Origin of the sequence: Variovorax sp. ZS18.2.2 (genome assembly GCF_024701975.1) — a bacterium.
Lineage (GTDB): Bacteria > Pseudomonadota > Gammaproteobacteria > Burkholderiales > Burkholderiaceae_C > Variovorax.
The window spans coordinates 782,712-805,650 of the sequence record NZ_JANLNM010000001.1 but is presented as its reverse complement, the minus strand read 5'-3'; the positions used below and the strand labels follow the sequence as shown (position 1 = coordinate 805,650).

The window sequence follows — 22,939 nt, the reverse complement described above, 5'->3', positions numbered from 1 at the left end:
CTCATTCTGAAAACATCTCCCGACGATAGCCGAGCGACACATCGAACAATGAACAGCACCACGACCATCAAGCCCCGCTGCGCCTGGGCCCAGACCGACCCGCTGCTGGCCGACTACCACGACGCCGAATGGGGCGTGCCCGAATACGACAGCCGTACGCTGTGGGAAAAGCTGATGCTCGACGGCTTCCAGGCCGGCCTCGCGTGGATAACCATCCTGCGCAAGCGCGATGCGTTCCGCAAGGCCTTCAAGGACTTCGTGCCCGAGAAGGTCGCCACATTCACCGCCGAGGATGTCGACCGGCTGATGCAGGACGCCGGCATCGTGCGCGCGCGGGCCAAGATCGAAGCCACCATCGGCAACGCGCGCGCCTACCTCGCGATGCAGGCAGCGGGCGAGGATTTCTCGGCGTTCATCTGGGGCATGGCGGGCGGCAAGCCGATCGTCAACAAGACCGGCAAGGTGCCGACGCAGACGCCGCTGTCGGAAGAGATTTCAAAGGCGCTCAAGAAACGCGGCTTCAAGTTCGTCGGGCCGGTGATCGTCTATGCGTGGATGCAGGCCACGGGCATCGTGGACGACCACGCGCCGGATTGCCACCGGCACGGATCATCCAAGAAGCTCAAATGAAAAAACCGGACCGCGCTTTCGCACGGTCCGGTTTTCTTTTTGGCTAGTGATCTGGAGCGGCTTGCGCCGCAACGAATTACAGGCCGGCTTGACGCGTGAAGGTCAGGCTCTTCGCTTGCGCGGGGATCACGCTGCCAGCGAAGGTTTCGGGGCGCAGGTTCTGGCCCGGTGCGTGCGCTGCGGCAACAGCCTGGGCGCGAACGGTGGCGCGGTCGGTGGTCGAAGCGGTCAGCGTGGGAGCGACGGTGGACGAAGCAGCATCGCTGTATTCGTTGCCGGCGCGGGCGGCGGCGGCAGCCTGGGGCGCCACTTCGGCGCGGCTGTAGCCGGAGGTCAGGGGTTGCACGCCCTCGTAGGTTTCTGCATGGGCGCCAGCGGCGGCGAGCAGGGAGAGAGCGGCGGCGGCGAGGATGTTCGAGGTCTTCATTTCAATTTCCTTCTTGATTGGGCTTTGGGTGCCCTGAAGTTTGCACCACGATTCCAAGGGAAAACCCTACTCAATCGAATCGCAGTGTTCATGAAACTGAAACAATGACCGGGAACTTTGTGACGAGGCTAAGTCATCCGCTCATTCCGTCGCCAAAAACCCGGCTAGTTTGCGTACTTTTCCTCTAGTTCGTCAAGCAAAGGCTTGCCAGCAAGGCCTTGTGCCGTACAAGTCGACGCACGTTGCATGCCAGCCACCGCCCAGTGTGCCTAGTCTTCCTTCATGCCCGTGGCCTTCACCACGCCGCCGAGCCGGGCGCGCTCTTCGTCGACGAACTTGGTGAACGACGCGCGCGTGCCGCCGATGGGCTCGATGCCCATGCCCTTGAGATGTTCGGCCGTGGCCGGCGTCTTCATCGCAGCGTCGATGGCCGCGGCCATCTTGTCGAGGATGGCATCGGGCGTGCCGCGCGGCGCGTGCACGCCGGCCCAATGCGCAATGCGGATCTCGGGGAAGCCTTCTTCCGCTGCCGTCGGCAGTTGCGGATAGGCCGAGATGCACTGCGTCCACGTGCCGGCGAGCGCCTTCAACTTGCCGCTCTTGATGTACGGCAGCACCACGATGCTGGCCTCCGACGTTGCTTCCACCTGGTTGCCGAGCACCGCAGTGATCGATTCCGAGCCGCTCTTGTAGGGCACCACGTCGAGCTTGCCGCCGTACTTCGTCTCCAGGATGCCTTCGACGAAATGCGGCGTGCTGCCGGTGCCTGCCGTCGCCCAGTGGAAGCCGTTGGCCGACTTCTTCGATGCGGCGACGAACTCCTTCAGGTCCTTGTAGGGCGCGTTGGCCGGCACCACCACCACCGAGGGCGCGAGCGCGATCATGGCCACCGGCACCAGCGCGTCGTCCTTGTACGGCATGTTCTTCTTGATCATGCTGTTCGACACCACGCCGGCCGCGCTCACGAGGAAGGTGTAGCCATCGGGCGCGCTCTTGGCGACCACGTCGGCGCCGAGGATGGCGCTCGCACCGGGCTTGTTGTCGATGACGACGGGTTGGCCAAGTTGTTTCGATGCCCCCTCGGCCGCGGCACGCGCCATCAGGTCATTGGCGCCGCCGGCCGAGAACGGAACGACGAGGCGGATCGGCTTGGTCGGCCAGGCCTGTGCAGAAGCGCCCGAGGCAAGCATCGACGCTGCAAGCCCGATGACAAGCGAGGCAAGGCGGAATGGAATCATGTTGTTCTTCTGTGTTGTAGTGAGTGTGAAGAGGCCCGGCGGACGGGCTTTTTCATGATGCCACGCCCCTCTTTCCGGGACCTCCCGCAGGGCAATCGCGTTCGTTTCGCAGGATTCGCAATTCACGTGGGATCGTGCCCATAATGAAGGCCTTGATTGGCGAATGATTGCGAACACGACGCTCTTGATTTGCAAATCTTGCGAACATCGAAGAACGGATCGAACGATGAAGAAGACCTTCATGGGCGTGCGACTGCGGAGCCTGCGCGAAGAGCGCGGCCTGAGCCAGCTCGCGCTCGCGCAGCAGCTGGGCCTGTCGCCCAGCTACCTCAACCAGATCGAGCAGAACCAGCGGCCGCTCACCGTGCCGGTGCTGCTGCGCCTGCACGCCACGCTGGGCGTCGACATCCAGGCCTTCTCGGAAGACGAAGAAGCGCGTCTCGTTGCGAGCCTGCGCGAGGCGCTGGCCGACAACCCGGGCGGCGATGCGGTCGCGCTCGCCGAGCTGCGCGAGGTCGCCACGCAGATGCCCGCGGTGGGCCATGCACTGGTCGCGCTGCACCAGCGGCACCGCGATGCGATGGAGCGCCTCGAAGCACTGGCCGGCGAACTCGGCGATGGCCGCGGCGACCTCGCACGCATGCCGCAGGCGCGGCCGATGCCCTTCGAGGAAGTGCGCGATTTCTTCTTCGCGCACCAGAACCACATCGCCCCGCTCGACAACGCCGCCGAAGCCTTCTCCACCGAGTGGCGCCTGCGCGAGGGCAACCCCGGCGACCGGCTCGCGCACCGTCTGCTCGAATCGCACGGCGTGCAGGTGATCCCGGCCGAAGACGACGAAGGTGGCGCGCAACGCTGCTTCGATCAGGCCACACGCGTGCTCAGGCTCTCGCGCTACCTGGAGCCGGGCCAGCACGCCTTCCAGCTCGCGACACAACTCGCTTTTCTCGAGGTGGGCGACATGATCGACAAGCTGGTCGCCGAGGCACCGCTGTCGAGCGACACCGCGCGTTCGCTCGCGCGCATCGGCCTCGCAAATTACTTCGCCGCCGCATTGCTGCTGCCCTATGGCGTGTTCCTCGAAGCAGCCGAGCAGTTGCGCTACGACATCGACCAGCTTGCGCGCCGCTTCGGCGTCGGCTTCGAGACGATCTGCCACCGGCTGAGTTCGCTGCAGCGGCCCGAGGCGCGCGGTGTGCCCTTCTTCCTCATTCGCGTCGACCGCGCCGGCAACATCTCCAAGCGTCAGTCGGCCACGCACTTCCACTTCTCGAAAACCGGCGGCACCTGCCCGCTGTGGAACGTGTACGAGGCCTTCGCGCAACCGGGCCGCGTGCTGACGCAACTCGCGCGCATGCCCGACGGCCGCGCCTACCTCTGGATCGCGCGCACCGTGTCGCACGGCTTTCGCGGCTACGGCTCGCCCAACAAGACCTTTTCGATTGGCCTCGGCTGCGACATCAGCCACGCCACGCGGCTCGTCTACTCCAAGGGCATGGACCTGCGCGACCCCGAGGTGCCGACACCCATCGGCGCGGGCTGCAAGGTGTGCGAGCGCGAGGCCTGCCCGCAGCGCGCCTTTCCGTTCGTGGGGCGGCCGCTCGATGTGGACGAGAACCAGAGCCGCTTCATGCCCTATGCGGCGGCGCCCGACAAATACGGCGCCGCGCGGGCTGCCCTCAAGAGCGGGGCCAGCCGCGCACCAGCGTCCGGATCGCCACGGCGCCGCTCCCCTTGACCTCGGCGCGGTAGGCGCCCACCAGCGCCTCGCGCTCGGCCGCGGCCTGCGCATCGTTGCGCCAGGCGAGCAAGGCCGCCACGTCCGCATCGGGCAATGCCGCGAGCAGCGCCTGCGTGACCTGTTTCTCGAACTCGCGCGCCACCGTCAGCAGGTTGCGCGGACGCGGCGAAGTGATGCCACGCGACCACAGCGTGTCGACGGCCATGTCGAGCGTGCGATCGGGCAGCGAGGTGAACTGGCCGGCATTGCCGCGGGCCAATTGCTTGACGACGGAACTCAGCAGCAGCTGGCTGGAGAAATCGACTTCGCGCGTGTCAGCCACGGCCATGCGCTCGAGCAGCTCGGTGCGCACCGGGTCGGCCGGCTTCGCGCGCTCGCGGTTGAAGAACTCGACCTTGGCCGCGTCGTCCATCGCGGCGTAGTCGGCGCGCAGCTTCACGAGCCGGGCCACCGCCTCCAGCACCTGAGGGCTCGGCGCGGCGCCGCCCTTGCCGGCAGTGGCGACCTCCTGCTGGATCGCGGCCACGGAAGCCTTGACGTCGAACGACCGCGATGCGGCCGTGTCCAGCGCTGCGAGCGCCTTGTCGGCGATGGCCTGGTCCGGCGGGTCCAGCAACTGCCGCGCATCGCGCGACACGGCACCGGGCGCATACGCGGCCTGGTAGCGCGCCTGCACACCTTCGAACTGCATCAGGGCCTGGGCGCGGTCCTGCGCCCAGGCCATGGCCGGCACGAGCAGCAGCGAAAGGGCGAAGGTAAAACGTTTGGCTACGAGGGAAGAGACAGTCATGACGCCATTATTGGCGCGCGTCACGACCTCCCCTGCTTCAGGCCGCCGCCAGTTCCTTGCGCAACAGCTTCGCAGCCGTGACCATGTTCGACAACGCCGCCTCGGTCTCCGGCCAGCCGCGGGTCTTCAGGCCGCAATCGGGGTTGATCCAGAGGTTCTCGTGCGGCACCACGACGGCCGCCTTGCGCATCAGGCGCACGATCTCGTCCACCGAGGGCACGCGCGGCGAGTGGATGTCGTACACGCCCGGGCCGATCTCATTCGGATAGCGGAAGCCGCCGGAATTGTTCTCGCCGCCGAAGCCGCGCAGCAGTTCCATGTCGGAGCGGCTGGTCTCGATGGTGATCACGTCGGCATCCATCGCCGCGATCTCCGGCAGGATGTCGTTGAATTCCGAGTAGCACATGTGGGTGTGGATCTGCGTCTCGTCGCGTACGCCCGAGGCGCTGATGCGGAAGGCGCGCGTGGCCGACTTCAGGTACGCGGGCCAGCCCGCGCGGCGCAGCGGCAGGCCTTCGCGGATCGCGGGCTCGTCGATCTGGATGATGCCGATGCCGGCGCCTTCGAGATCGACCACCTCGTCGCGGATCGCCCAGGCGATCTGCTCGCAGGTGGTCGCGCGCGGCTGGTCGTCGCGCACGAAGGACCACTGCAGGATCGTGACCGGGCCGGTCAGCATGCCCTTCATCGGCAGCTTGGTGAGGCTCTGCGCGTAGGCAGTCCATTCGACCGTCATCGGGGCAGGGCGCGCCACGTCGCCGAAGATCACCGGCGGCTTCACGCAACGCGAACCGTACGACTGCACCCAGCCGTTGGCGGTGAAGGCGAAGCCGTCAAGCTGTTCGCCGAAGTACTCGACCATGTCGTTGCGCTCGGCCTCGCCATGCACCAGCACGTCGATGCCCAGCTCTTCCTGCTTGCGAACGGCCAGTGCGATCTCGGCGCGCATCTTCTCGCGGTAGCCGGCCGCATCGAGCTCGCCGCGCTTGAAGGCGGCGCGCGCGGCGCGGATGTCGGAGGTCTGCGGGAACGAACCGATGGTGGTGGTCGGCAGCGCGGGCAAGGCGAAACGCGTGCGCTGCACCGACTGGCGCTGCGGGAAGACCGAGGTGCGGGCGTCGTCGCCGGCCACGCTGCGCGCAAGGCGCAGCGCCACGTCGGCGCGGTGCACGCGCGGGCTGCTGCGGCGAGCGGCGACGGCAGCACGGGCGATCTTGAGTTCGTTCGCGACCGACGCCTCACCGCCATCGAGCGCGGCACGCAGCACGCGCAGTTCATCGAGCTTTTCGACGGCGAAGGCGAGCCACGACTTGAGCTCGGCATCGAGCTTCGTCTCTGCCGCGAGGCTGAACGGCACATGCAGCAGCGAGCACGACGGCGCGATCCACAGCTCGCCGCGGTTCTTGTCGACCACCGGGCGCAGCACGGCGAGCGCGGCATCGGGGTCGGTGCGCCAGATGTTGCGGCCATCGACGATGCCCACCGAGAGCACCTTGTGTGCCGGCAGCCAGTCGGCCACGCCCGTCAGCTCCTGCGGCGAACGCACCGCATCCACATGCAGGCCTGCAACCGGCAACTGGCAAGCCAGGCGCAGGTTGTCGGAGAGCGGCGAGAAGTAGGTGGCCAGCAGCAGCTTGGGTGCGCTGCGCGCCAGTTGCCAGTACGCACGCTCGAAGGCATTGCGCCAGGCATCGGGCAGGTCTAGGCCGAGGATGGGCTCGTCGATCTGCACCCACTCCACGCCTTGCTGCTTCAGGCGCGTGAGCACCTGCTCGTACACCGGCAGCAGCGCATCGAGCAGCGAGAAGCGGTCGAAGCCGGCCTCCTTCTCCTTGCCCAGGTACAGGAAGCTCAGCGGCCCGAGCAGCACGGCCTTGACTGCATGCCCGGCCTGCTGCGCCTGCGCCACTTCGTCGAAGAGCCGCGTGGAGGCCAGCTTGAACTGCGTGGCCGCGTTGAACTCGGGCACGAGGTAGTGGTAATTGGTGTCGAACCACTTGGTCATTTCCAGCGCGAAGGTGCCTTCGGTGCCGTGGTTGCAGCTTTCGTCGTGCACATGCCCCACTTCGTGAACTTCATCCTCCACGCCGCGCGCCATCTTGAAGTAGCGCGAAAGCTCGGGCTCGTCGCCGAAGAAATTGAAGCGTGCCGGCTCGCAGCCGAGCAGCTGGATGTGGTTGGCCACCTGGTCGTAGTAGGCGAAGTCGCCGACGGTCACGTAGTCGAGCCCCGCATCGCGCTGCGCCTGCCAGTGACGGGCACGCAGTTCTTCGCCGACGGCTTCGAGCGCGGTGCGGTCGATCTCGCCGCGCCAGTGCTTTTCGAGTGCGAACTTCAGTTCGCGGTTGGCGCCCATGCGCGGAAAGCCGAGGGTGTGGGTACGGGTGGTCATTGCAGGTAATCCGGTCGCTTGAATCTTGACAATCCGCAATGGTCGGCGTTTGGGGCCTATGATTCAAACGAAACCTTTTGCCCATTCGCTTGAATCCAATTCATGTTGCAGTCGATCCTCGAAATACGCCATTTGCGCACGCTCATCGCGTTGCGCGACACCGGCAGCCTGGTGCGCGCGGCACAGTTGCTCAACCTCACGCAGTCGGCGTTGTCGCACCAGATCAAGCTGCTCGAAGACCGCTATGGCGCGCAGCTCTTCGAGCGCAAGTCGGTGCCGCCGCAGTTCAGCACCACCGGCCTGCGGCTGCTGCAACTGGCAGACACCGCATTGCCCATGATCGAAGAAGCGGAGCGCGACGTGGCGCGCCTTGCGCTCGGGCGCAGCGGACAGTTGCGCATCGTGGTCGAGTGCCACACCTGCTTCGACTGGCTGATGCCCGCGATGGATGCCTTCCGCCAGCGCTGGCCCGAGATCGAGCTGGACATCGTCTCGGGCTTCCACCCCGACCCGATCGCGCTGGTGATGCAGAACCGCGCCGAGGTGGCCATCGTCTCCGAAGAAGACCCCGCCGAGACGGTCGACTACCACGCGCTCTTCCGCTTCGAGATCGTCGCGCTGCTCGCCAACGACCATACGCTCACGGCCAAGGCGCACCTCACGGCCAGGCACTTCGCCGACCAGACGCTGATCACCTACCCCGTGCCCGACGAGATGCTCGACATCGTTCGGCAGGTGCTCGCGCCGGCCGGCGTGGAGCCCGCGCACCGGCGCACGACCGAACTCACGGTGGCGATGCTGCAGCTGGTGGCAAGCGGCCGCGGCGTCGCGACCCTTCCGCTCTGGGCGGTACAGAACTACCTCGATCGCGGCTATGTCACGGCACGCCGCGTCGGCAGCAAGGGACTGACGGGGCGGCTCTACATGGCCTGCACGCAAGGCACCTCCGATCAGCCATGGCTCGCCGATTTCGTGCGCATCACGCGCGAGAGCTGCTTCAAGAGTCTGCCCGGGATCGAGTTGCTCTAGCGGGCGCCTTCTTGCGCGGACGAGCGGCCTTCTTGCTCGCCTCGCCCAGGATCCATTCGCGAAAGGCCGTGACCTTCGGACGGTCGTGGCTGTTCTCCGGGTACACGAGGTAGTAGGCGAAGTCTTCGAGCCAGGTCACATCCGACAGCTGCACGAGCCGGCCTTGTGCCAGGTCGTCGGCCACCACCGCAGCGGGCAACAAGGCCGCGCCCTGCCCTGCGAGCACGGCCTTCAGCAACAGGCCTGAATCGTCGAAGGACGGACCGCGCGCGGCTCCCGTGCTCTCGATGCCCTGCGCCTCGAACCACAGCGCCCACGCCTTGCGTTCGGCATCGTTCACGCGCGGCCAGCGGGTGAGATCGGCCGGCATTGCCGGCATGCCGAGGCGCCTGACCAATGCAGGCGCCGCGACCGGAACGATCTCCACCGTCAACACGCGCTGGCTGCTCAAGCCCGGGTAGCGGCCCAGCCCGTGGCGAATTGCGACATCGACGCCATCGCGCGAAAAATCGGCCAGCGCGCTGCTGCTCGCCACCTGCAGGTCGATGTCGGGATGCGCGTCCTGGAAGCTCTTGAGCCGCGGCACCAGCCAAGCGGAAGCGAAGAACGGCGTGGCGCTCACGGTGAGGATGCCCGTGTCCTCAGGCACCGCGACACGGCGCGTGGCATCGCTGATCTGCCGGAAGGCATTGCGCACCGGCGGCAGGTAGGCCTGACCGACATCGGTGAGGAAGATGCCGCGGTTCACGCGGCGAAAGAGCGGAACGCCCAGGTGCACCTCCAGCGTCTTGATCAACTGGCTCACCGCGCCGGGCGTCACGCACAGCTCGTCCGCCGCGTTCTTGACCGAGAGATGGCGGGCGGTGGCCTCGAAGGCACGCAGCGCGTTGAGCGGTGGGAGTTGGTGCTCTGTCATTTAGTTAATCTGATCTGAAATCTTCAGAAAATCTGGTTTGCGAGGCGGCGTTCCAAGAAGGAATATTGGCACAACGAAGCTGAAACGAGAAACCACCTTGCTGCACACACCCGATCTCCTTGACCTTAGATATTCTGATCACTCAAGCGATGCCCTCCATTACCTGGAACTCACCGAACTGGCCGCGCGCATCCGCACGCGCCAGGTCTCGCCGGTCGCAGTGCTCCGCGCCCAGCTTGATCGGATCGCGGCGCTGGACGGCGCGCTCCACAGCTACGCGCTGGTGATGACCGACGCCGCGATGGCCCAGGCCGAAGCGGCGCAAGCGGAGATCGCCGCGGGCCGATACCGCGGTCCGCTGCACGGCGTTCCCATCGCGGTGAAGGACCTGTGCTTCACCGCAGGCTTCGCCACCGCGGGCGGCATGGCGATCCACAAGCACCACATTCCCACCGAAGACGCGACAGTGGTGCGCCGCCTGAAGGAAGCCGGTGCGGTGCTGCTCGGCAAGCTGCAGCTCACCGAGGGCGCGTATTCCGACCACCATCCGTCCATCACGCCGCCGCGCAATCCGTGGCATGCGGACCATTGGCCCGGTATGTCGTCCAGCGGCTCGGGCGTGGCGACGGCGGCGGGCCTTTGCTATGGCTCGCTGGGCTCCGACACGGGCGGATCGATCCGCTTTCCTTGCGCCGCCAACGGTCTCACCGGGATCAAGCCGAGCTGGGGCCGCGTGAGCCGGCACGGCGTGTTCGAGCTCGCGGCCTCGCTGGACCACATCGGCCCGATGGCGCGCAGCGCGGTCGATGCCGGCGTGCTGCTCGGCGCGATCGCAGGCAGCGACGAGAACGACCCCACCGCCGCACTCGACGCGGTGCCCGACTACCTCGCGACGGCGGACCACGGCGTGCGGGGCCTGCGCATCGGCATCGATGCCGCATGGAACAGCGACGGCGTGGACCCCGAGACGCAGGCCATGCTGAAAGACGCCGCCGAGACCTTGCGCGCCCTCGGCGCCCGCCTCGTCGACCTGCGCTTTCCCGATGTGACGCAGGCGGTGACGGACTGGTTTCCGCTCTGCGCGGTGGAAGCCGCCGTGGCGCACGAAGCGACCTACCCGTCGCGCAAGGAAGCGTACGGCCCCGTGCTCGCTTCGGTCATCGAAGCCGGCCATGCCGTGAGCGGAACCGGGTTCCAGAAAATCCACCTGCGCCGCATGGCGCTGCGCGGCCGCGTCTCGGCCCTGTTCGCCGACATCGACCTGCTGCTGATCCCGGTGCATCCCTTCGCATCGCCCACCGTTGCAGCGATGCAGACCCTAGGCGAAACGCCGACACTGGTGTCCGCGCTGCTGCGCTACACCGCGCCCTTCGACATGACCGGCCACCCCACGATCACCCTGCCCGGCGGGTTCACCGATGGCGGCATGCCGCTCGGCTTCCAGCTGGTCGCGGCGCACATGGACGAGGCCACGCTGGTCCGCGCCGGTGCCGCGTTCCAGGGCGTGACCGCATGGCATCGCCGCCATCCGCTGGACTGAAGAAGAACATGGAGACCTCCCCCTTGACCCCTTCATCCACCTCGCCGCGCACACGCATCTTCCGCGGCTGGCTCGTGGTCGCGGGCGCCTTCGCCGTGACCCTCGTGGGCTTCGGCAGCGCCTACACCTTCAGCGCTTTTCTCGAATCGCTGCAGCGCGACTTCGGCGCCTCGCGCGGTTCGGTGTCGCTGGTGTTCTCGCTCGCGGGCTTTCTCTACTTCGGGCTCGGCGTCATCAGCGGCCCGCTGGCCGACCGATGGGGTTCGCGGCGGCTCGCGGTCGCGGGCATGGTGCTGGTCGGGCTGGGCCTCGCCCTCGCGGGGCAGGCGCAGAGCCTGACGCAGATCTACCTTGCGTACGGGCTCGGCGTGGGCCTGGGCGTAGGCGCGTCGTATGTGCCGGTGCTCGGCGCGGTGCAGCGCTGGTTTGTCAAGCGGCGCGGGTTCGCGTCGGGGCTTGCGGTCAGCGGCATCGGCGTGGGCACGCTGGTCATGCCGCCGCTGGCGTCGTTCCTCATCGAAGGCATCGGATGGCGCCACGCGTACCTGGCGCTCGGCGTGCTCGCCGTGGTGGTGGGCGTGGGCATGGCGCTCCTGATCGAGAACGACCCGCGCGACCGCGGCCTCGGACCCGACGGCGATCCGCCGCAGCCGCAAACGTCGTCGGCCAAGCCTACAGGCGCGACGGTGCGGGAGGCGGTCACGTCGCGGCGCTTCGCCGGCCTCTTTGCGGCCTGCCTGATCAGCTCGTTCGGATTGTTCGTGCCCTTCGTCCACCTCGTGCCTTATGCACTCGACCATGGCGTGCCGTCGACTTCCGCAGTGCTGCTGCTGGGCGCCATCGGCGTCGGCAGCACGGCCGGCCGCTTCTTCCTCGGCGGGCTGGCCGACCGCATCGGCCGCCAGTTGGCACTGCCGCTGATGTCGGCGGGCATGGCGCTGTCACTCGTCGTGTGGGCGGTGTCCGGCGGGTTCTGGGGGCTGGCCGTGTTCGCGTTCGCCTACGGCGTGTTCTACGGCGGCTTCGTCGCGCTGTTGCCCGCGCTGGTGATGGACTACTTCGGCGGACGCAACATCAGCGCGATCATCGGCGTGCTCTACACCAGCGTGGCCGTGGGCACCCTGGTGGGGCCGAGCGCGGCGGGCTTTGCCTTCGACATCAGCCGCAGCTACCTGCTGCCGATCGTCGCCAGCATCGGTGCGAACCTCGTCGCGGCCGGCATCCTGCTGGCGATGGCCCGGCGGGATGCTTCGGTAAAACCGGCCGCGGCGGGACCCGCGCGGGGTACAGTCGGAAATGAACCCACAACCGCCCGCCGCCCCTAGCCCGCCGCCAGTGACAGCCCCCGCATCCATCACCGAGGCCCAGGCCTTCACCCGCGCCTGGATGCTCTTCGTCGCGCTGGTCGCTGTCGTGCTGGGCGTGCTATGGGCCGTCAAGGCCTACTTCATCTGAACAACTGCAGGCCCTGGCTCTAGCGGGCGCTCAGGTCCCACACGTCGTCGGCGGCGTGTGCAGCCTCCCAGGCACGCACCTTCTTCTTCGCACCGTCGAACAGCTTCACGTAGTTGCCCACGCGCACCTTCTGGCTGATCTGCGGTCCCACCTTCTCGAACAGCGGCGACGTGATCTTCGGCACGGCCATGTACTGGTCGAAGGTCATGCGCTTGCCCATCGAGACCGGCACGCCCTTGGCATCGACCACGTTGCGGCTGTAGATCACGGTGTCCGAACCCCACAGCACGCGGTCCTGGTAGCGGGTGACGAACTGCGCCCACTCGTCGGTGGTCGGCATGCCGGGCTCGGGCTTGATGAAGCGCTCCTGCACGATGTCCCATGAAATGTCCACGCTCCACCCGGGGCAGGCATCGAGCACGCGCGACACCATCTGCAGGTGGTCGCGCGTCGGCTTCACGAAGCGGCCCAGGCCCGTGTGCGCCCAGATCACGCTGGCACCCGGCGCCTGCACGCACAGCTGCTTGAGGCCCGCCTCGTAGTTGTTCTCTGGTCGCAGCGCCTCCACCGTGCCGTCGTAGGTCACGTCGGCCGGGTAGATGTCGTTGTGCAGCGTGGCGACCAGGCCGGTCTCGGCGACCGTCTTCAAGATATCCACCAGCGCGGGGCTGTAGAGCGAGAGCTTGCCGTCCTTGTCCGATGTATCTGGAGGCTGCTTTCCAGCGGCTGCGGTGTAGCTGATCGGGTCGCCTGCGATCTTGCGCGACACCAACTCCTTGTGCACCGTGAACTCGCCGATGCCGGCAAAGGCGCCCGGAAAGGTCAGCAGCGCGCGCTTGATGTGCTGCGCCGCGTAGCGGTCCATCGGGTTGAAGCCGGTGATCATCAGGTCGAGGCGGCTCTGCTCGGCCGGCGTCAGCGTGAGGTATTCCTTCGCGTACATGGCGTCAGCAAAGGCGTAGTAGTAGAGCTCTGCCTTCGGCCCCAGGTAGTAGGTGGGCGCGACCCTGTCGCCCGCGTACTGCTCGAAGCCGTCCCACTTCTGCTGCAGCGGCAGGGGCATGACGGTGGAGCGCACCATGTCGTCCTTCATGTAGTCGCGCAAGAGCTGCTTGAGCGACGCGCCCTGGTAGGCGTAGTTGGCGATGTGGAAGTGCGCGTCGGCGAACTTCGCGGTGCCTTCAGTGGCTGGTGGTGGCAGCGTCGAACAGCCTGCGACGAACGCGGTGCACACGGCGGCCACGATGGAAACACGGCGAAATGAGGGAGTCGACATGGTTGAAGTCCTTGTTGTGTTGTCGGGGAATGTCTTCACGCGGATGCCAGCACGACCAGCACCTGCTCGTCGGTCACCATGTCGCCCTCGGCGGCCAGGATGCGCAGCACCGTGCCCGCGGCCGGCGCTTCGACCGGGATTTCCATCTTCATGGACTCCACGATCAGCAGCGTGTCGCCCTCCTCGACCTGCTGGCCTTCGGCGACCTCGAGTTTCCAGATGCGGCCGCTGACATCGGCCACTATGTTGTGTTCAGGCATGGGGATTTCCTCCGGTTGAATGCGGGCGGGTCGTTGAGGGGAATTCGGGCGCGGCCACGTGCACGCCGATGGCATCGAGCGCGCTGCGGATGCGCCGCACGAACGCGAGCGCGCCGGGCTGGTCGCCGTGGATGCACAGCGTGTCGGCGCGCAGCGCAACTTCCTTGCCGCTCGCCGCGTACACCGATCCGTGCTGCACCATCTGCAGCACCTGGGCGGCGGCCACGTCGGCGTCTTCGATCAAGGCGCCGGGCTGGCCGCGCGGCGACAGCGAGCCGTCGTCCTGGTAGCTGCGATCGGCAAACACCTCGGCCGCAACCGGCAGGCCCAGGGCCTCGGCAGCGCGGATCATCTCGCTGCCCGCTAGGCCGAACAGCACCAGCCGTGGATCGACCTCGTGCACCGCACGCGCAATGGCATCGGCCAGTGTGCGGTCCTTCGCCGCCATGTTGTAGAGCGCGCCGTGCGCCTTCACATGGCTCAGCGTGCCGCCGGCCGCCTTCGCGAAGGCCCAGAGCGCGCCGACCTGGTAGACCACCATCGCGTAGACCTCGGCCGGCGACACCTGCATCACGCGCCGCCCGAAACCCTGCAGGTCGGGCAGGCCGGGATGCGCGCCGACGCGCACGCCACGATGCAATGCCGCTGCGACCACGCGGCGCATGGTCGATGGGTCGCCCGCATGGAAGCCGCATGCGATGTTGGCCGAGCTCACATGGTCGAGCAGCTCGATGTCGTTGCCCATGGCCCAGGCGCCGAAGCCCTCGCCCATGTCGCAGTTGATGTCGATGCGCAGCGCCTGTTGTGTCATTGCGCCTCCCCGGCCGCGCGCACCAGGCTGCGCAGCCGCCCGAGGGCGCGCTCGCGCTCCAGGTAGAGCGCCTGCGCCGCCTCGAGCGAAATCGGCTCGAAACGCAGCGCCTCTTGCGGCGCCAGTTGCGCAACGAGCGGCAGGTCGACGCTGGCCACGCAGGCGATCTTCGGATAGCCGCCGGTGGTCTGCCGGTCGGCCATCAGCACGATCGGCTGGCCGTCGGGCGGCACTTGCACCGTGCCGAAGGCCACGCCCTCGGAGATCATTTCCATCGCCTGCCGGCGCTCGAGCACCGGCCCTTCGAGCCGGAAGCCCATGCGGTCGGACTGCGGGCTGATGCGGAACTCGGCCTGCATGAAGGCCTGCTGCGCCTCGTCGGTGAACAGCGCCCATTGCTGGCCCGCGATCACGCGCACCGGCGCCGGGCCTTCGGTTCGCAGCGCAATGGCGGGGGCATGCACTTCGGGCTGGTGAATCTCGATGAAATCTGCGTCGCCCAGGCGGGCGGCCGATGCGGCGGAAACCGGCGGCACGCCACCCACCTCCAGCACGTCGCCCTTCTTCAGCGCCCGTCCCTGCAGGCCGCCGAAGGCGCCGCGCACATAGGTGCTGCGGCTGTCCATCACGCCAGGCACCGCGAAGCCGCCGCGCACCGCGAGGTAGCTGCGCATGCCGTCGATGCGCTTGCCGAAATCGAGCCGCGCACCGGCGCGCACAAGCACAGCACGGTTCATCGGCAGTTCGGCCTCGCCGATGCGTGCCGACAAGTTCGCACCGCACAGCGCAATCGCCTGCGCTTCGTGGAACAGCAGGCTGGGCCCCATCAGCGTGATCTCGAGTGTGGCTTCGTCTTCCTCGTTGCCGAGCAGCGCGTTGGCGCAGCGGTGCGACCACTCATCCATCGCGCCGCCGACCACCACGCCCAGGTGCTGGTAGCCATGGCGCCCCCGGTCCTGCAGCAGCGACAGCGCGCCGGGCTTGATGACTTCGATGCGGCTCATCGCGCGACCTCCGCATTGCCGAAGATGTCGGCCGACGCCGGCACGAAGCGGATGCGGTCGCCCGGGCGCAGCAGGCACGGCGATTCGGCGGCGGCGTCGAACAGCTTCAGCGGCGTGCGGCCGATCACGTTCCACCCGCCCGGTGTTTCCAGCGAATAGATCGAGGTCTGGTCGCGCGCAATGGCCACGCTGCCCGCGGGAATACGGGTGCGCGGCGTGCCGCGGCGCGGCACGGCGAGCGACGGATCGAGTCCGCCGATGTAGGGGAAGCCCGGTGCGAAGCCGAGCATGTAGACGAGGTGCTGCGATGCGACATGGCGCGCAATCACCTCTTCTGTCTGCAAGCCACAGGCGGCGGCGACCTCTTCGAGATCAGGGCCGAACTCGCCGCCGTAGCAGACCGGAATCTCGACCGTGCGCGCATCCTCGTCGTGATGGCGGATGCCGCGCGCCAGCAAGGCGTCGAGCCGCCGGCGCAGCACCTCGTAAGGCGAGGCGCCCTCCGCGAAGAACTCGGGGCGGTAGTGCACCGCCACGGTGGTGAAGGCCGGCACCACGTCGACGATGCCCGCGATGGGTTCGTCGAGCAGTTCGCGCGCAAAGCTGCGCACGGTGGCATTGACGGCCGGCTCCACGGCCTGGCCGAACTCCACGACCAGGCTGCGGTCGCCCACCGGGGCGATGTGCCAGGGGGAAATACTGGAAGAAGTCATCGGTCGCACCCTGGCGCTCAACCCGCTGCCGGCGCAGCACCCGCCATCGCTTCTAGCAGCCGCGCGCGGTCGCGCTCGACCAGCCCGGTGTCGAGGCGCCCGGCCGCGAAGTCCTCGTGGCGGATCACCGCCTTGAGGAATGCGAGGTTGTTCTTCACGCCCTCGATGCGGCTTCCTTCCAGCGCGGCCAGCATGGCGGCGAGCGCCGCGTCGCGGTTCTCGCCCCAGACGATCATCTTGGCGATCATCGGGTCGTAGAAAGGCGTGATCACGTCGCCCTGGCGCACGCCGGTGTCCACGCGCAGGTGCGGCGCGGCCGGCGGCAGCGCGAACACGTCGAGCGGGCCCGGCGAGGGGAAGAAGTTCTTGGCCGGGTTTTCCGCATAGAGGCGGCATTCGATGGCCGCGCCATGCATCGCGATGTCCTCTTGCGCGATCTTCTCGAAGCCGGCGAGCGACGGGCCTGCGGCGGCCAGCTTGATCTGCTGCTGCACCAGGTCCCAGCCCGTCACCATCTCGGTGACCGGGTGCTCGACCTGGATGCGCGTGTTCATCTCGAGGAAGAAGAACTCCAGCGAGTCCGCATCCACGATGAATTCGACCGTGCCCGGGCCGCGATAGCGCTGGTGCGCGGCCAGCGCCGCCGCTGCCTTGGCCATGCGCGCGCGCAGTTCGGCCGGCAAGCCCGGCGCCGGGCTCTCCTCGATGATCTTCTGGAAGCGCCGCTGGATCGAGCACTCGCGCTCGAACAGGTGCACCGCGCTGCCGTCGCCGTAGCCGAAGACCTGGATCTCCACATGGCGCGCCCTCGGCACATAGCGCTCCAGGTAGATCGTGCCGTCCTTGAACGACTTGGCAGCGAGTTGCTGCGTGGCCGACACCGAGGCCAGCAGCTTCTCGGGTGCATCCACGAGCCGCATGCCGATGCCGCCGCCACCGCCCGTGGCCTTGACCAGCAGCGGATAGCCGACGGCCACGGCCGCTTCTTCGATGCCTGCCAGGTCGTCGAGCGCGAAGCGCCGGCTGCCCGGCAGGGTCGGCACCCCGGCCGCCTTGGCGATTTCGCGGGCGCGCTCCTTGTCGCCCATCTCTTCGATGCTCTGTGGCGTGGGGCCGATCCACACCACGCCCGCTGCTTCGGCGGCGCGTGCGAAGGCCGTGTTCTCCGACAGGAAGCCGTAGCCCGGATGCACGCCTTCTGCGCCCTGCGCAACGGCAGCGGCCAGGATGCGCTCGTGGTTCAGGTAGCTCTCGGCCGGAGATGCGGGGCCGATGGCGACGGCATGGTCGGCCATCTCCACGTGCAACGCCTTCGCGTCGGCCTCGGAATAAACGGCCACCGTCTCGATGCCGAGCGCCTTGCAGGCCCGGATGACGCGGCAGGCGATCTCGCCTCGATTTGCAATGAGGATGCGCTTCATCGCTCAGTCCTCCGAGGAGAGCTCAAGCCCGCTCGTCTCCGGCAAAAGCAGCGACGCAATGATCACCAGCAGATAGCCGCCCGCAGCCATGTAGCCGATGGCAATGCCGAGCGGCATCGTCGTGCTCATGTAGCCGATGAGCGCCGGGCAGATCGAGCCGACGGCCCGGCCGAAGTTGTAGCAAAAGCCCTGGCCCGAACCGCGCACGCGGCTGGGGAACAGTTCGCTCAAATACGCCCCCATGCCCGAGAAGATGCCCGAGAGAAAGAAGCCGAGCGGAAAGCCGAGCACCAGCATCATCGCGTCGGTGATCGGGATCTGCGTGTACGCGATCACCAGCAGGCCGGCGCACAGCGCGAACAGCATGAAGCAGCGGCGGCGGCCCAGCTTGTCCGACAGCCATGCGCTCGTGAGGTAGCCCACGAACGACCCGAGGATCAGCACCAGCAGGTAGCCGCTGGTGCCGAACACCGACAGGTTGCGCTCCATCTTCAGGTACGTCGGCAGCCAGGTGGTCACCGCGTAGTAGGCGCCCTGCATGCCGGTGGCCAACAGGCTCGCAAGGATCGTGGTCCTGAGCAGCTTGGGCGAGAAGATCTCCAGGAAGTTGCCCTTGTCGCCCTCCGCCTTCATGCGCGCACGGGTCTGGTGATAGACCTCGGGGTCGCTGATGTTGCGGCGGATGTAGAGGATCAACAGCGCCGGCAGCACGCCGATCCAGAACAGCACGCGCCAAGCGAGCGCTGGTTCCAGCATGGCATACACCGCCCAGAACGCGATGGCCGACACACCCCAGCCCACTGCCCAGCTGCTCTGCACCAGACCCACGGCCTTGCCGCGGTGGCGCGCCTGGATCATCTCGGCGATCAGCACCGAGCCCACCGACCATTCGCCGCCGAAGCCCAGGCCCTGCAGCGCGCGCGTGACGAAGAGCTGCTCGGGCGACTGCGTGAAGCCGCTCAGGAAGGTGAAGAAGCTGAACCACAGCACCGTGAGCTGCAGGATGCGCACACGGCCATATTTGTCGGCCAGGATGCCCGCGAGCCAGCCGCCGATGGCCGAGGTGACCAGCGCGCCGGTCGCGATGTAGCCGGCCTCGGTCTTCGTCATGCCCCACACCAGGATCAGCGTGGGGATCATGAAGGTGTAGATCATGTAGTCGAACGCATCGACGCCGTAGCCTGCGAAGGCGGCGACCAGCGTCCGGCGCTCCTGGGGTTTGGTTTCCTGCAGCCACATGGTGGAAATCCTCTTGGTGATGAAAAACAGGTGTCGAGAAAGCGGGCGGCGCTCAGGCGAACGGAAGGTCGCGGTTGAGCATGTCGGTGACCAGCATGTACCCCGGCGAGTGCGTGATGCACAGCGTGGGCTTGGCAGCCATCACCACCGCCTGCGGCGTCACGCCGCAGGCCCAGAACACGGGCAGTTCGTCCGGCGCGATATGCACCGCATCGCCGAAGTCGGGCTTCGCGATGTCGGCGATGCCGATGAGCGAGGGGTCACCGATGTGCACCGGCGCGCCGTGCACCTTGGGCACGCGCGCGGTGATCTGCACCGCGCGAATGGCGTCGGCCGCCTTCATCGGACGCATCGACACCACCATCGGCCCATGGAAGGGGCCGGCCGGCACGGTCTGGATGTTCGTCCTGTACATGGCCACGTTCTTGCCCTCGTCCACATGGCGCAGCGGAATGCCCGCATCGATGAGGCCGTGCTCGAACGAGAACGAGCAGCCCAGCACGAACGCCACGTAATCGTCGCGCCACAAGGCCTTCAGGTCGTCCACCTCGCCCACCAGCACGCCCTCGCGATAGACGCGGTAGGCGGGCACGTCGGTGCGGATGTCGATGTCGCGCCCCAGCGTGGGCAGTTGCGGGTTGCCGGGCTGGCCGACCGCGAGCAGCGGGCACGGTTTCGGGTTGCTCTGGCAGAAGCGCATGAAATCCGAGGCCAGGTCCACCGGCAGGATCGCCAGGTTGCCCTGCACGTGCGCCGGCGTCAGCCCGCTCGTGTGACGGCGCCAGCGGCCGCCGCGGATGGCCTGCCGCGCCTCCCAGGCGCTTGCGAACGTTGCGTCGGGCGCCTGCACGGCACTGCCCGTATCCACCAATTCCATTGCGTACCTCTTGATGTCATGCTTTTGTGCTGGTGCAGGACTTGCATGCCGGCACACCGTCAATGGGGGGCGATGAAATCACGGCACGCCGATGACGTCGACTCAGAAATTGTTCGAGCCCTCGATAAGATTTTTTTAAGAACCGCCTTGCACCGAACACCGACGGACCGATGAACACACGCTTTCTGGAGACGCTGGTCGTCCTTTCCCGCCTGAAGAGCTTTCGCGAGACGGCCCAGGTGCTGCACACCACGCAGGCGGCCGCATCGCAGCGCATCGCGGCCCTGGAAGACGAACTAGGGGTTTTCCTTGTTGACCGCTCCAATCGCACCCTGACCCTCACCCCCGTGGGCGAACAGGTGGTGCGGCAGGCCGAGCGCATGCTGGCGCTGGAGCGCGAGCTCAAGCTCTCGACGCAGCCCGATGCGCCACCCGCCGGGCGCGTGCGCATCGGCGTGATCGAGACCGTGGTCCATACCTGGCTCACGCCGCTGATCCACGGGCTCACGCGGCGCTTTCCCGCGGTAGACCCGGACATCACCGTCGAGCCGGCGCGCAACCTGCGGGAGCAGTTCCGCCAGCACAAGCTCGACCTGCTGATCCAGAACGATCCCGTCGAGGAAGCGGCCGGCAACATGGAGCTCGACGTCACGCCGCTGTCGCGCTTTCCGATCCGCTGGATCGCGCGGCCGGACGTGTGGCCCACGCAGAACGTGCTGACGCTGGAAGACCTGGAGCGCATTCCGGTGCTGACCTACGTGCGCACCTCCAGCCCGCATGCGCATGTGCGCGCGCTGTTCGCGGGCCGCGAGGCGGAGCCGCGCATCTGCAGCTTTCCGTCGGTGCAGTCGATCGTGCAGCTCGTGAAGGAAGGCTTCGGCGTGGCGGCGATCCCGCCGATCTTCGTGCAGCGCGAGATCGAGGCCGGAGACCTGAAGCTCTGCGAGGGGCCGGCCCTGCCGCCGCTGGTCGTCACGGTGACGCGGCCCAGGGAATCGTCGGCCGCCGTGGCGGCGGTCGAAACGATCATCCGGGAGGTGGTAACGAGCTACTGCAAGGCGGCCGGCCAGCCCTGGGCCGTCAACCTGCAGGAAGAGCCCGACGACGCGGCGTGAGCGATCAGCCGGCCTTCTGCACCAGCTTCAGCACGCTGGAGAAGTCCAGCGCGCCGTGGCCCGCGAGGCTGTGGGCCGCATACAGGCTGCGCGCCAGGCCGCCCAGGGGCGTGGCGGCGCGCACGGCCGTCGCGTTCTCCTGCGCCAGCCCCAGGTCCTTGAGCATCAGGTCGGTGCCGAAGCCGCCCGCGTAGTTCTTCGAGGCGGGCGACGTCTCCATCACACCCGGCATCGGGTTGTACTTTTCGAGCGCCCAGTTGCCGCCCGAGCTGCGACGCATGATTTCGGAGAGCACCTTCGGATCGAGCCCGTTCGCCACGCCGAGCGCCAGCGCCTCGGAGGTGCCGATCATCAGGATGCCGAGCAGCATGTTGTTGCAGATCTTCGCGGTCTGGCCCGCGCCCGCAGCGCCGGCGTGGAAGATGTTGGCGCCCATCTTCTCGAGCACCGGGCGCGCGCGCTCCAGGTCGCCGGTCTCGCCGCCGACCATGAAGGTCAGCGTGCCGGCAATCGCGCCGCCGGTGCCGCCCGACACGGGCGCATCGATCATCGCCACGCCCTTGGCAGCGGCCGCTTCGGCCACCTTGCGCGACGTGGCCGCGGCGATGGTGCTGCTGTCGATCACGAGCGTGCCGGGCTTGATGCTTTCCAGCAGGCCGGGCTTGCCCGCGCCGCCGAGGAACAGGCCCTCGACGTGCGCGCTGGCCGGCAGCATGCTGATCACGACCTCGGCGTCAGCGACGGTCTCGGCCGCCGACTTGGCAATGGGCAGCCCCTCGGCGCCGAACTTCTTGCAGGCGTCGGCCGAGAGGTCGAACGCGCTGAGCGTGTGGCCGACCTTGAGCAGGTTCAGGGCCATCGGGCCGCCCATGTTGCCGAGGCCGATGAATGCGATCTTCATGTGTGTTGTCTCCGTTGTCTTTTATGAATGCGGTGTCAGACCAGCGATGCGAGTTCGGCCGGCATCTCGCCGCGCGGGCGCAGGTGGTCGTCGATGAAGGCGGGCGTGATCTCCTCGATCGTCGCGGGGTTCCAGCGCGGGTTGCGGTCCTTGTCGATCAGCACCGCGCGGATGCCCTCGGCAAAGTCCTTGTGTGCGCAAAAGCCGAGCGACGCCCAGTACTCCAGCCGGAACACCTCGGCGAGTGACATGCGGTGCACACGCTGCCAGAGCTCGAAGCTCAGCGCGGCCGAACTCGGCGCGCCCTTCATGAAAGTCTTGGAGGCGGACTGCAGCCAGGGATCGTCGCTCTGCAGATCGCGCAGGCGATTGGCGATGTCGAGTAGGTCGTCGCCGGCCATCAGCGCGTTGATGGCGTCGTAGTGCTCGCGCACCTTCGAAGCCGGCAGCTCGGCGCCCTCGCCGGCCTTCGCGAGGACGCGCGACAGCGTGGCGCGGTCGGCCTTGCTCTCGCCCGCCCATGCGGCGGTGGCGATGGCCTCGAGCACCTGGCCCTTGCGCTCCTGTGGCACCAGCACATCGGCCAGTCCGCAGAAGATCGCATCGGCTGCGTTGACGTTGGCGGCCGTGAGCGCCAGGAACAACCCGGTGCGGCCCGGCGTGCGGCGCAGGAACCAGCTGCCGCCCACATCGGGGTACAGGCCGATGGCGATCTCGGGCATGGCGATGCGGCTCTGCGTCGTCACCACGCGGTGCGAGCAGCCCGACATCAGGCCCACGCCGCCACCCATCACGATGCCGTGGCCCCAGCACAGAAAGGGCTTGGGGAAGGTGTGGATCAGGTAGTCGAGCTCGTACTCTTCGCGGAAGAAGTCTTCGGCGTAGGTGTTGCGCGCGGGGCCGCATTCGAGCAGCGTCTGGTAGAGCTGGCGCAGGTCGCCGCCTGCGCAGAAGGCCTTCTCGCCAGCGGCCTGCAACAGCACGCCGACGATGCCGTCGTCTTTCGCCCATTCGCGCAGCTTGGGCGTGAGCAGGCGCACCATGTCCACCGAGAGCGCGTTGAGCGAGGCCGGTGCGTTGAGCGTGGCAGTAGCGAAGCGCTTGCCGCCGGCGGTCTTGATTTCGTCGAAGAGAACTACGGAGTCGGTCATTGTCTTGAGGGGT

21 protein-coding genes are annotated in these 22,939 nt (G+C 67.5%); 6 read left to right on the top strand and 15 right to left on the bottom strand.

All coding sequences use genetic code 11. From position 1 onward, the window contains the following. Positions 1 to 48 precede the first annotated feature (48 nt). A complete protein-coding gene (locus tag NU688_RS03925; protein WP_257859227.1) occupies positions 49 to 630 on the top strand; it encodes a DNA-3-methyladenine glycosylase I in 582 nt (193 codons plus the stop codon). A 76-nt stretch (positions 631 to 706) separates the two neighbouring features. Here the strand turns inward: NU688_RS03925 and NU688_RS03920 are convergent, their stop codons facing one another. Together NU688_RS03920 and NU688_RS03915 are read right to left on the bottom strand one after the other, a co-directional pair. Then, entirely contained in the window at positions 707 to 1,057 is a 351-nt protein-coding gene (locus NU688_RS03920; RefSeq protein ID WP_206178585.1) for an alpha/beta hydrolase, read from the bottom strand. A gap of 269 nt (positions 1,058 to 1,326) precedes the next feature. After that, positions 1,327 to 2,247, bottom strand: coding sequence for a tripartite tricarboxylate transporter substrate binding protein (locus NU688_RS03915; RefSeq protein WP_257860502.1), 921 nt, complete (start codon positions 2,245 to 2,247; stop codon positions 1,327 to 1,329). 274 nt (positions 2,248 to 2,521) lie between these two features. On the opposite strand from NU688_RS03915, the gene NU688_RS03910 reads away from it, so the two are divergent. Next, a complete protein-coding gene (locus NU688_RS03910) occupies positions 2,522 to 4,033 on the top strand; it encodes a short-chain fatty acyl-CoA regulator family protein (protein WP_257859226.1) in 1,512 nt (503 codons plus the stop codon). Here the strand turns inward: NU688_RS03910 and NU688_RS03905 are convergent. Together NU688_RS03905 and metE are read right to left on the bottom strand one after the other, a co-directional pair. Further along, entirely contained in the window at positions 3,975 to 4,826 is an 852-nt protein-coding gene (locus NU688_RS03905) for a hypothetical protein (RefSeq protein ID WP_257859225.1), read from the bottom strand. The two genes, NU688_RS03910 and NU688_RS03905, sit on opposite strands and share 59 nt — an antisense overlap. Positions 4,827 to 4,863: 37 nt before the next feature. Beyond that, positions 4,864 to 7,218, bottom strand: a complete 2,355-nt coding sequence (gene metE / locus NU688_RS03900; RefSeq protein ID WP_257859224.1) for a 5-methyltetrahydropteroyltriglutamate--homocysteine S-methyltransferase — start codon at positions 7,216 to 7,218, stop codon at positions 4,864 to 4,866. Between the two features lie 102 nt (positions 7,219 to 7,320). Between metE and NU688_RS03895 the strand changes: the two genes are divergently transcribed. Further along, on the top strand, positions 7,321 to 8,247 hold the full coding sequence (locus tag NU688_RS03895) for a LysR family transcriptional regulator (protein WP_257859223.1): 927 nt from the start codon (positions 7,321 to 7,323) through the stop codon (positions 8,245 to 8,247). On the opposite strand, the gene gcvA is transcribed toward NU688_RS03895, so the two are convergent. Further along, positions 8,216 to 9,163: a transcriptional regulator GcvA gene (gcvA, locus tag NU688_RS03890; RefSeq protein ID WP_257859222.1), complete on the bottom strand. Its 948-nt coding sequence runs from the start codon at positions 9,161 to 9,163 to the stop codon at positions 8,216 to 8,218. The two genes, NU688_RS03895 and gcvA, sit on opposite strands and share 32 nt — an antisense overlap. Positions 9,164 to 9,260: 97 nt before the next feature. Here gcvA and NU688_RS03885 point away from each other — a divergent pair, with 97 nt between their 5' ends. Both NU688_RS03885 and NU688_RS03880 read left to right on the top strand, forming a co-directional pair. Then, positions 9,261 to 10,703, top strand: coding sequence for an amidase (locus NU688_RS03885; RefSeq protein ID WP_257859221.1), 1,443 nt, complete (start codon positions 9,261 to 9,263; stop codon positions 10,701 to 10,703). A gap of 8 nt (positions 10,704 to 10,711) precedes the next feature. Next, the gene (locus NU688_RS03880; protein WP_257859220.1) at positions 10,712 to 12,028 is read left to right on the top strand and encodes an MFS transporter; all 1,317 of its coding nucleotides are present in this window, start codon (positions 10,712 to 10,714) and stop codon (positions 12,026 to 12,028) included. A 149-nt stretch (positions 12,029 to 12,177) separates the two neighbouring features. On the opposite strand, the gene NU688_RS03875 is transcribed toward NU688_RS03880, so the two are convergent. The 8 genes from NU688_RS03875 to NU688_RS03840 are packed head-to-tail and all read right to left on the bottom strand — an operon-like array spanning position 12,178 to position 19,759. Further along, entirely contained in the window at positions 12,178 to 13,434 is a 1,257-nt protein-coding gene (locus NU688_RS03875) for a hypothetical protein (protein WP_257859219.1), read from the bottom strand. A gap of 35 nt (positions 13,435 to 13,469) precedes the next feature. Beyond that, complete coding sequence (locus NU688_RS03870) at positions 13,470 to 13,694, bottom strand: acetyl-CoA carboxylase biotin carboxyl carrier protein subunit (RefSeq protein ID WP_257859218.1); 225 nt, start codon at positions 13,692 to 13,694, stop codon at positions 13,470 to 13,472. Then, on the bottom strand, positions 13,687 to 14,505 hold the full coding sequence (locus NU688_RS03865) for a LamB/YcsF family protein (protein ID WP_257859217.1): 819 nt from the start codon (positions 14,503 to 14,505) through the stop codon (positions 13,687 to 13,689). Before NU688_RS03865 ends, NU688_RS03870 begins: the two co-directional genes overlap by 8 nt. Further along, complete coding sequence (locus tag NU688_RS03860; protein WP_257859216.1) at positions 14,502 to 15,509, bottom strand: biotin-dependent carboxyltransferase family protein; 1,008 nt, start codon at positions 15,507 to 15,509, stop codon at positions 14,502 to 14,504. Before NU688_RS03860 ends, NU688_RS03865 begins: the two co-directional genes overlap by 4 nt. Next, positions 15,506 to 16,222 carry a 5-oxoprolinase subunit PxpB gene (gene pxpB / locus NU688_RS03855; protein WP_257859215.1) on the bottom strand — a complete coding sequence of 239 codons (717 nt, stop codon included), beginning with the start codon at positions 16,220 to 16,222 and terminating at the stop codon, positions 15,506 to 15,508. Before pxpB ends, NU688_RS03860 begins: the two co-directional genes overlap by 4 nt. A 17-nt stretch (positions 16,223 to 16,239) precedes the next feature. Then, positions 16,240 to 17,643 (bottom strand): acetyl/propionyl/methylcrotonyl-CoA carboxylase subunit alpha, encoded by a 1,404-nt coding sequence (locus NU688_RS03850; RefSeq protein WP_257859214.1) that lies wholly within the window; start codon positions 17,641 to 17,643, stop codon positions 16,240 to 16,242. A gap of 3 nt (positions 17,644 to 17,646) precedes the next feature. Beyond that, positions 17,647 to 18,882, bottom strand: coding sequence for an MFS transporter (locus NU688_RS03845; protein ID WP_257859213.1), 1,236 nt, complete (start codon positions 18,880 to 18,882; stop codon positions 17,647 to 17,649). 52 nt (positions 18,883 to 18,934) lie between these two features. Then, complete coding sequence (locus NU688_RS03840; RefSeq protein ID WP_257859212.1) at positions 18,935 to 19,759, bottom strand: putative hydro-lyase; 825 nt, start codon at positions 19,757 to 19,759, stop codon at positions 18,935 to 18,937. A 170-nt stretch (positions 19,760 to 19,929) separates the two neighbouring features. Here NU688_RS03840 and NU688_RS03835 point away from each other — a divergent pair, with 170 nt between their 5' ends. After that, on the top strand, positions 19,930 to 20,874 hold the full coding sequence (locus NU688_RS03835) for a LysR family transcriptional regulator (protein WP_257859211.1): 945 nt from the start codon (positions 19,930 to 19,932) through the stop codon (positions 20,872 to 20,874). A gap of 4 nt (positions 20,875 to 20,878) precedes the next feature. Here the strand turns inward: NU688_RS03835 and mmsB are convergent, their stop codons facing one another. Together mmsB and NU688_RS03825 are read right to left on the bottom strand one after the other, a co-directional pair. Next, on the bottom strand, positions 20,879 to 21,775 hold the full coding sequence (gene mmsB / locus NU688_RS03830; protein WP_257859210.1) for a 3-hydroxyisobutyrate dehydrogenase: 897 nt from the start codon (positions 21,773 to 21,775) through the stop codon (positions 20,879 to 20,881). A 35-nt stretch (positions 21,776 to 21,810) separates the two neighbouring features. Then, a complete protein-coding gene (locus NU688_RS03825) occupies positions 21,811 to 22,926 on the bottom strand; it encodes an enoyl-CoA hydratase/isomerase family protein (RefSeq protein WP_257859209.1) in 1,116 nt (371 codons plus the stop codon). Positions 22,927 to 22,939: the final 13 nt, after the last annotated feature.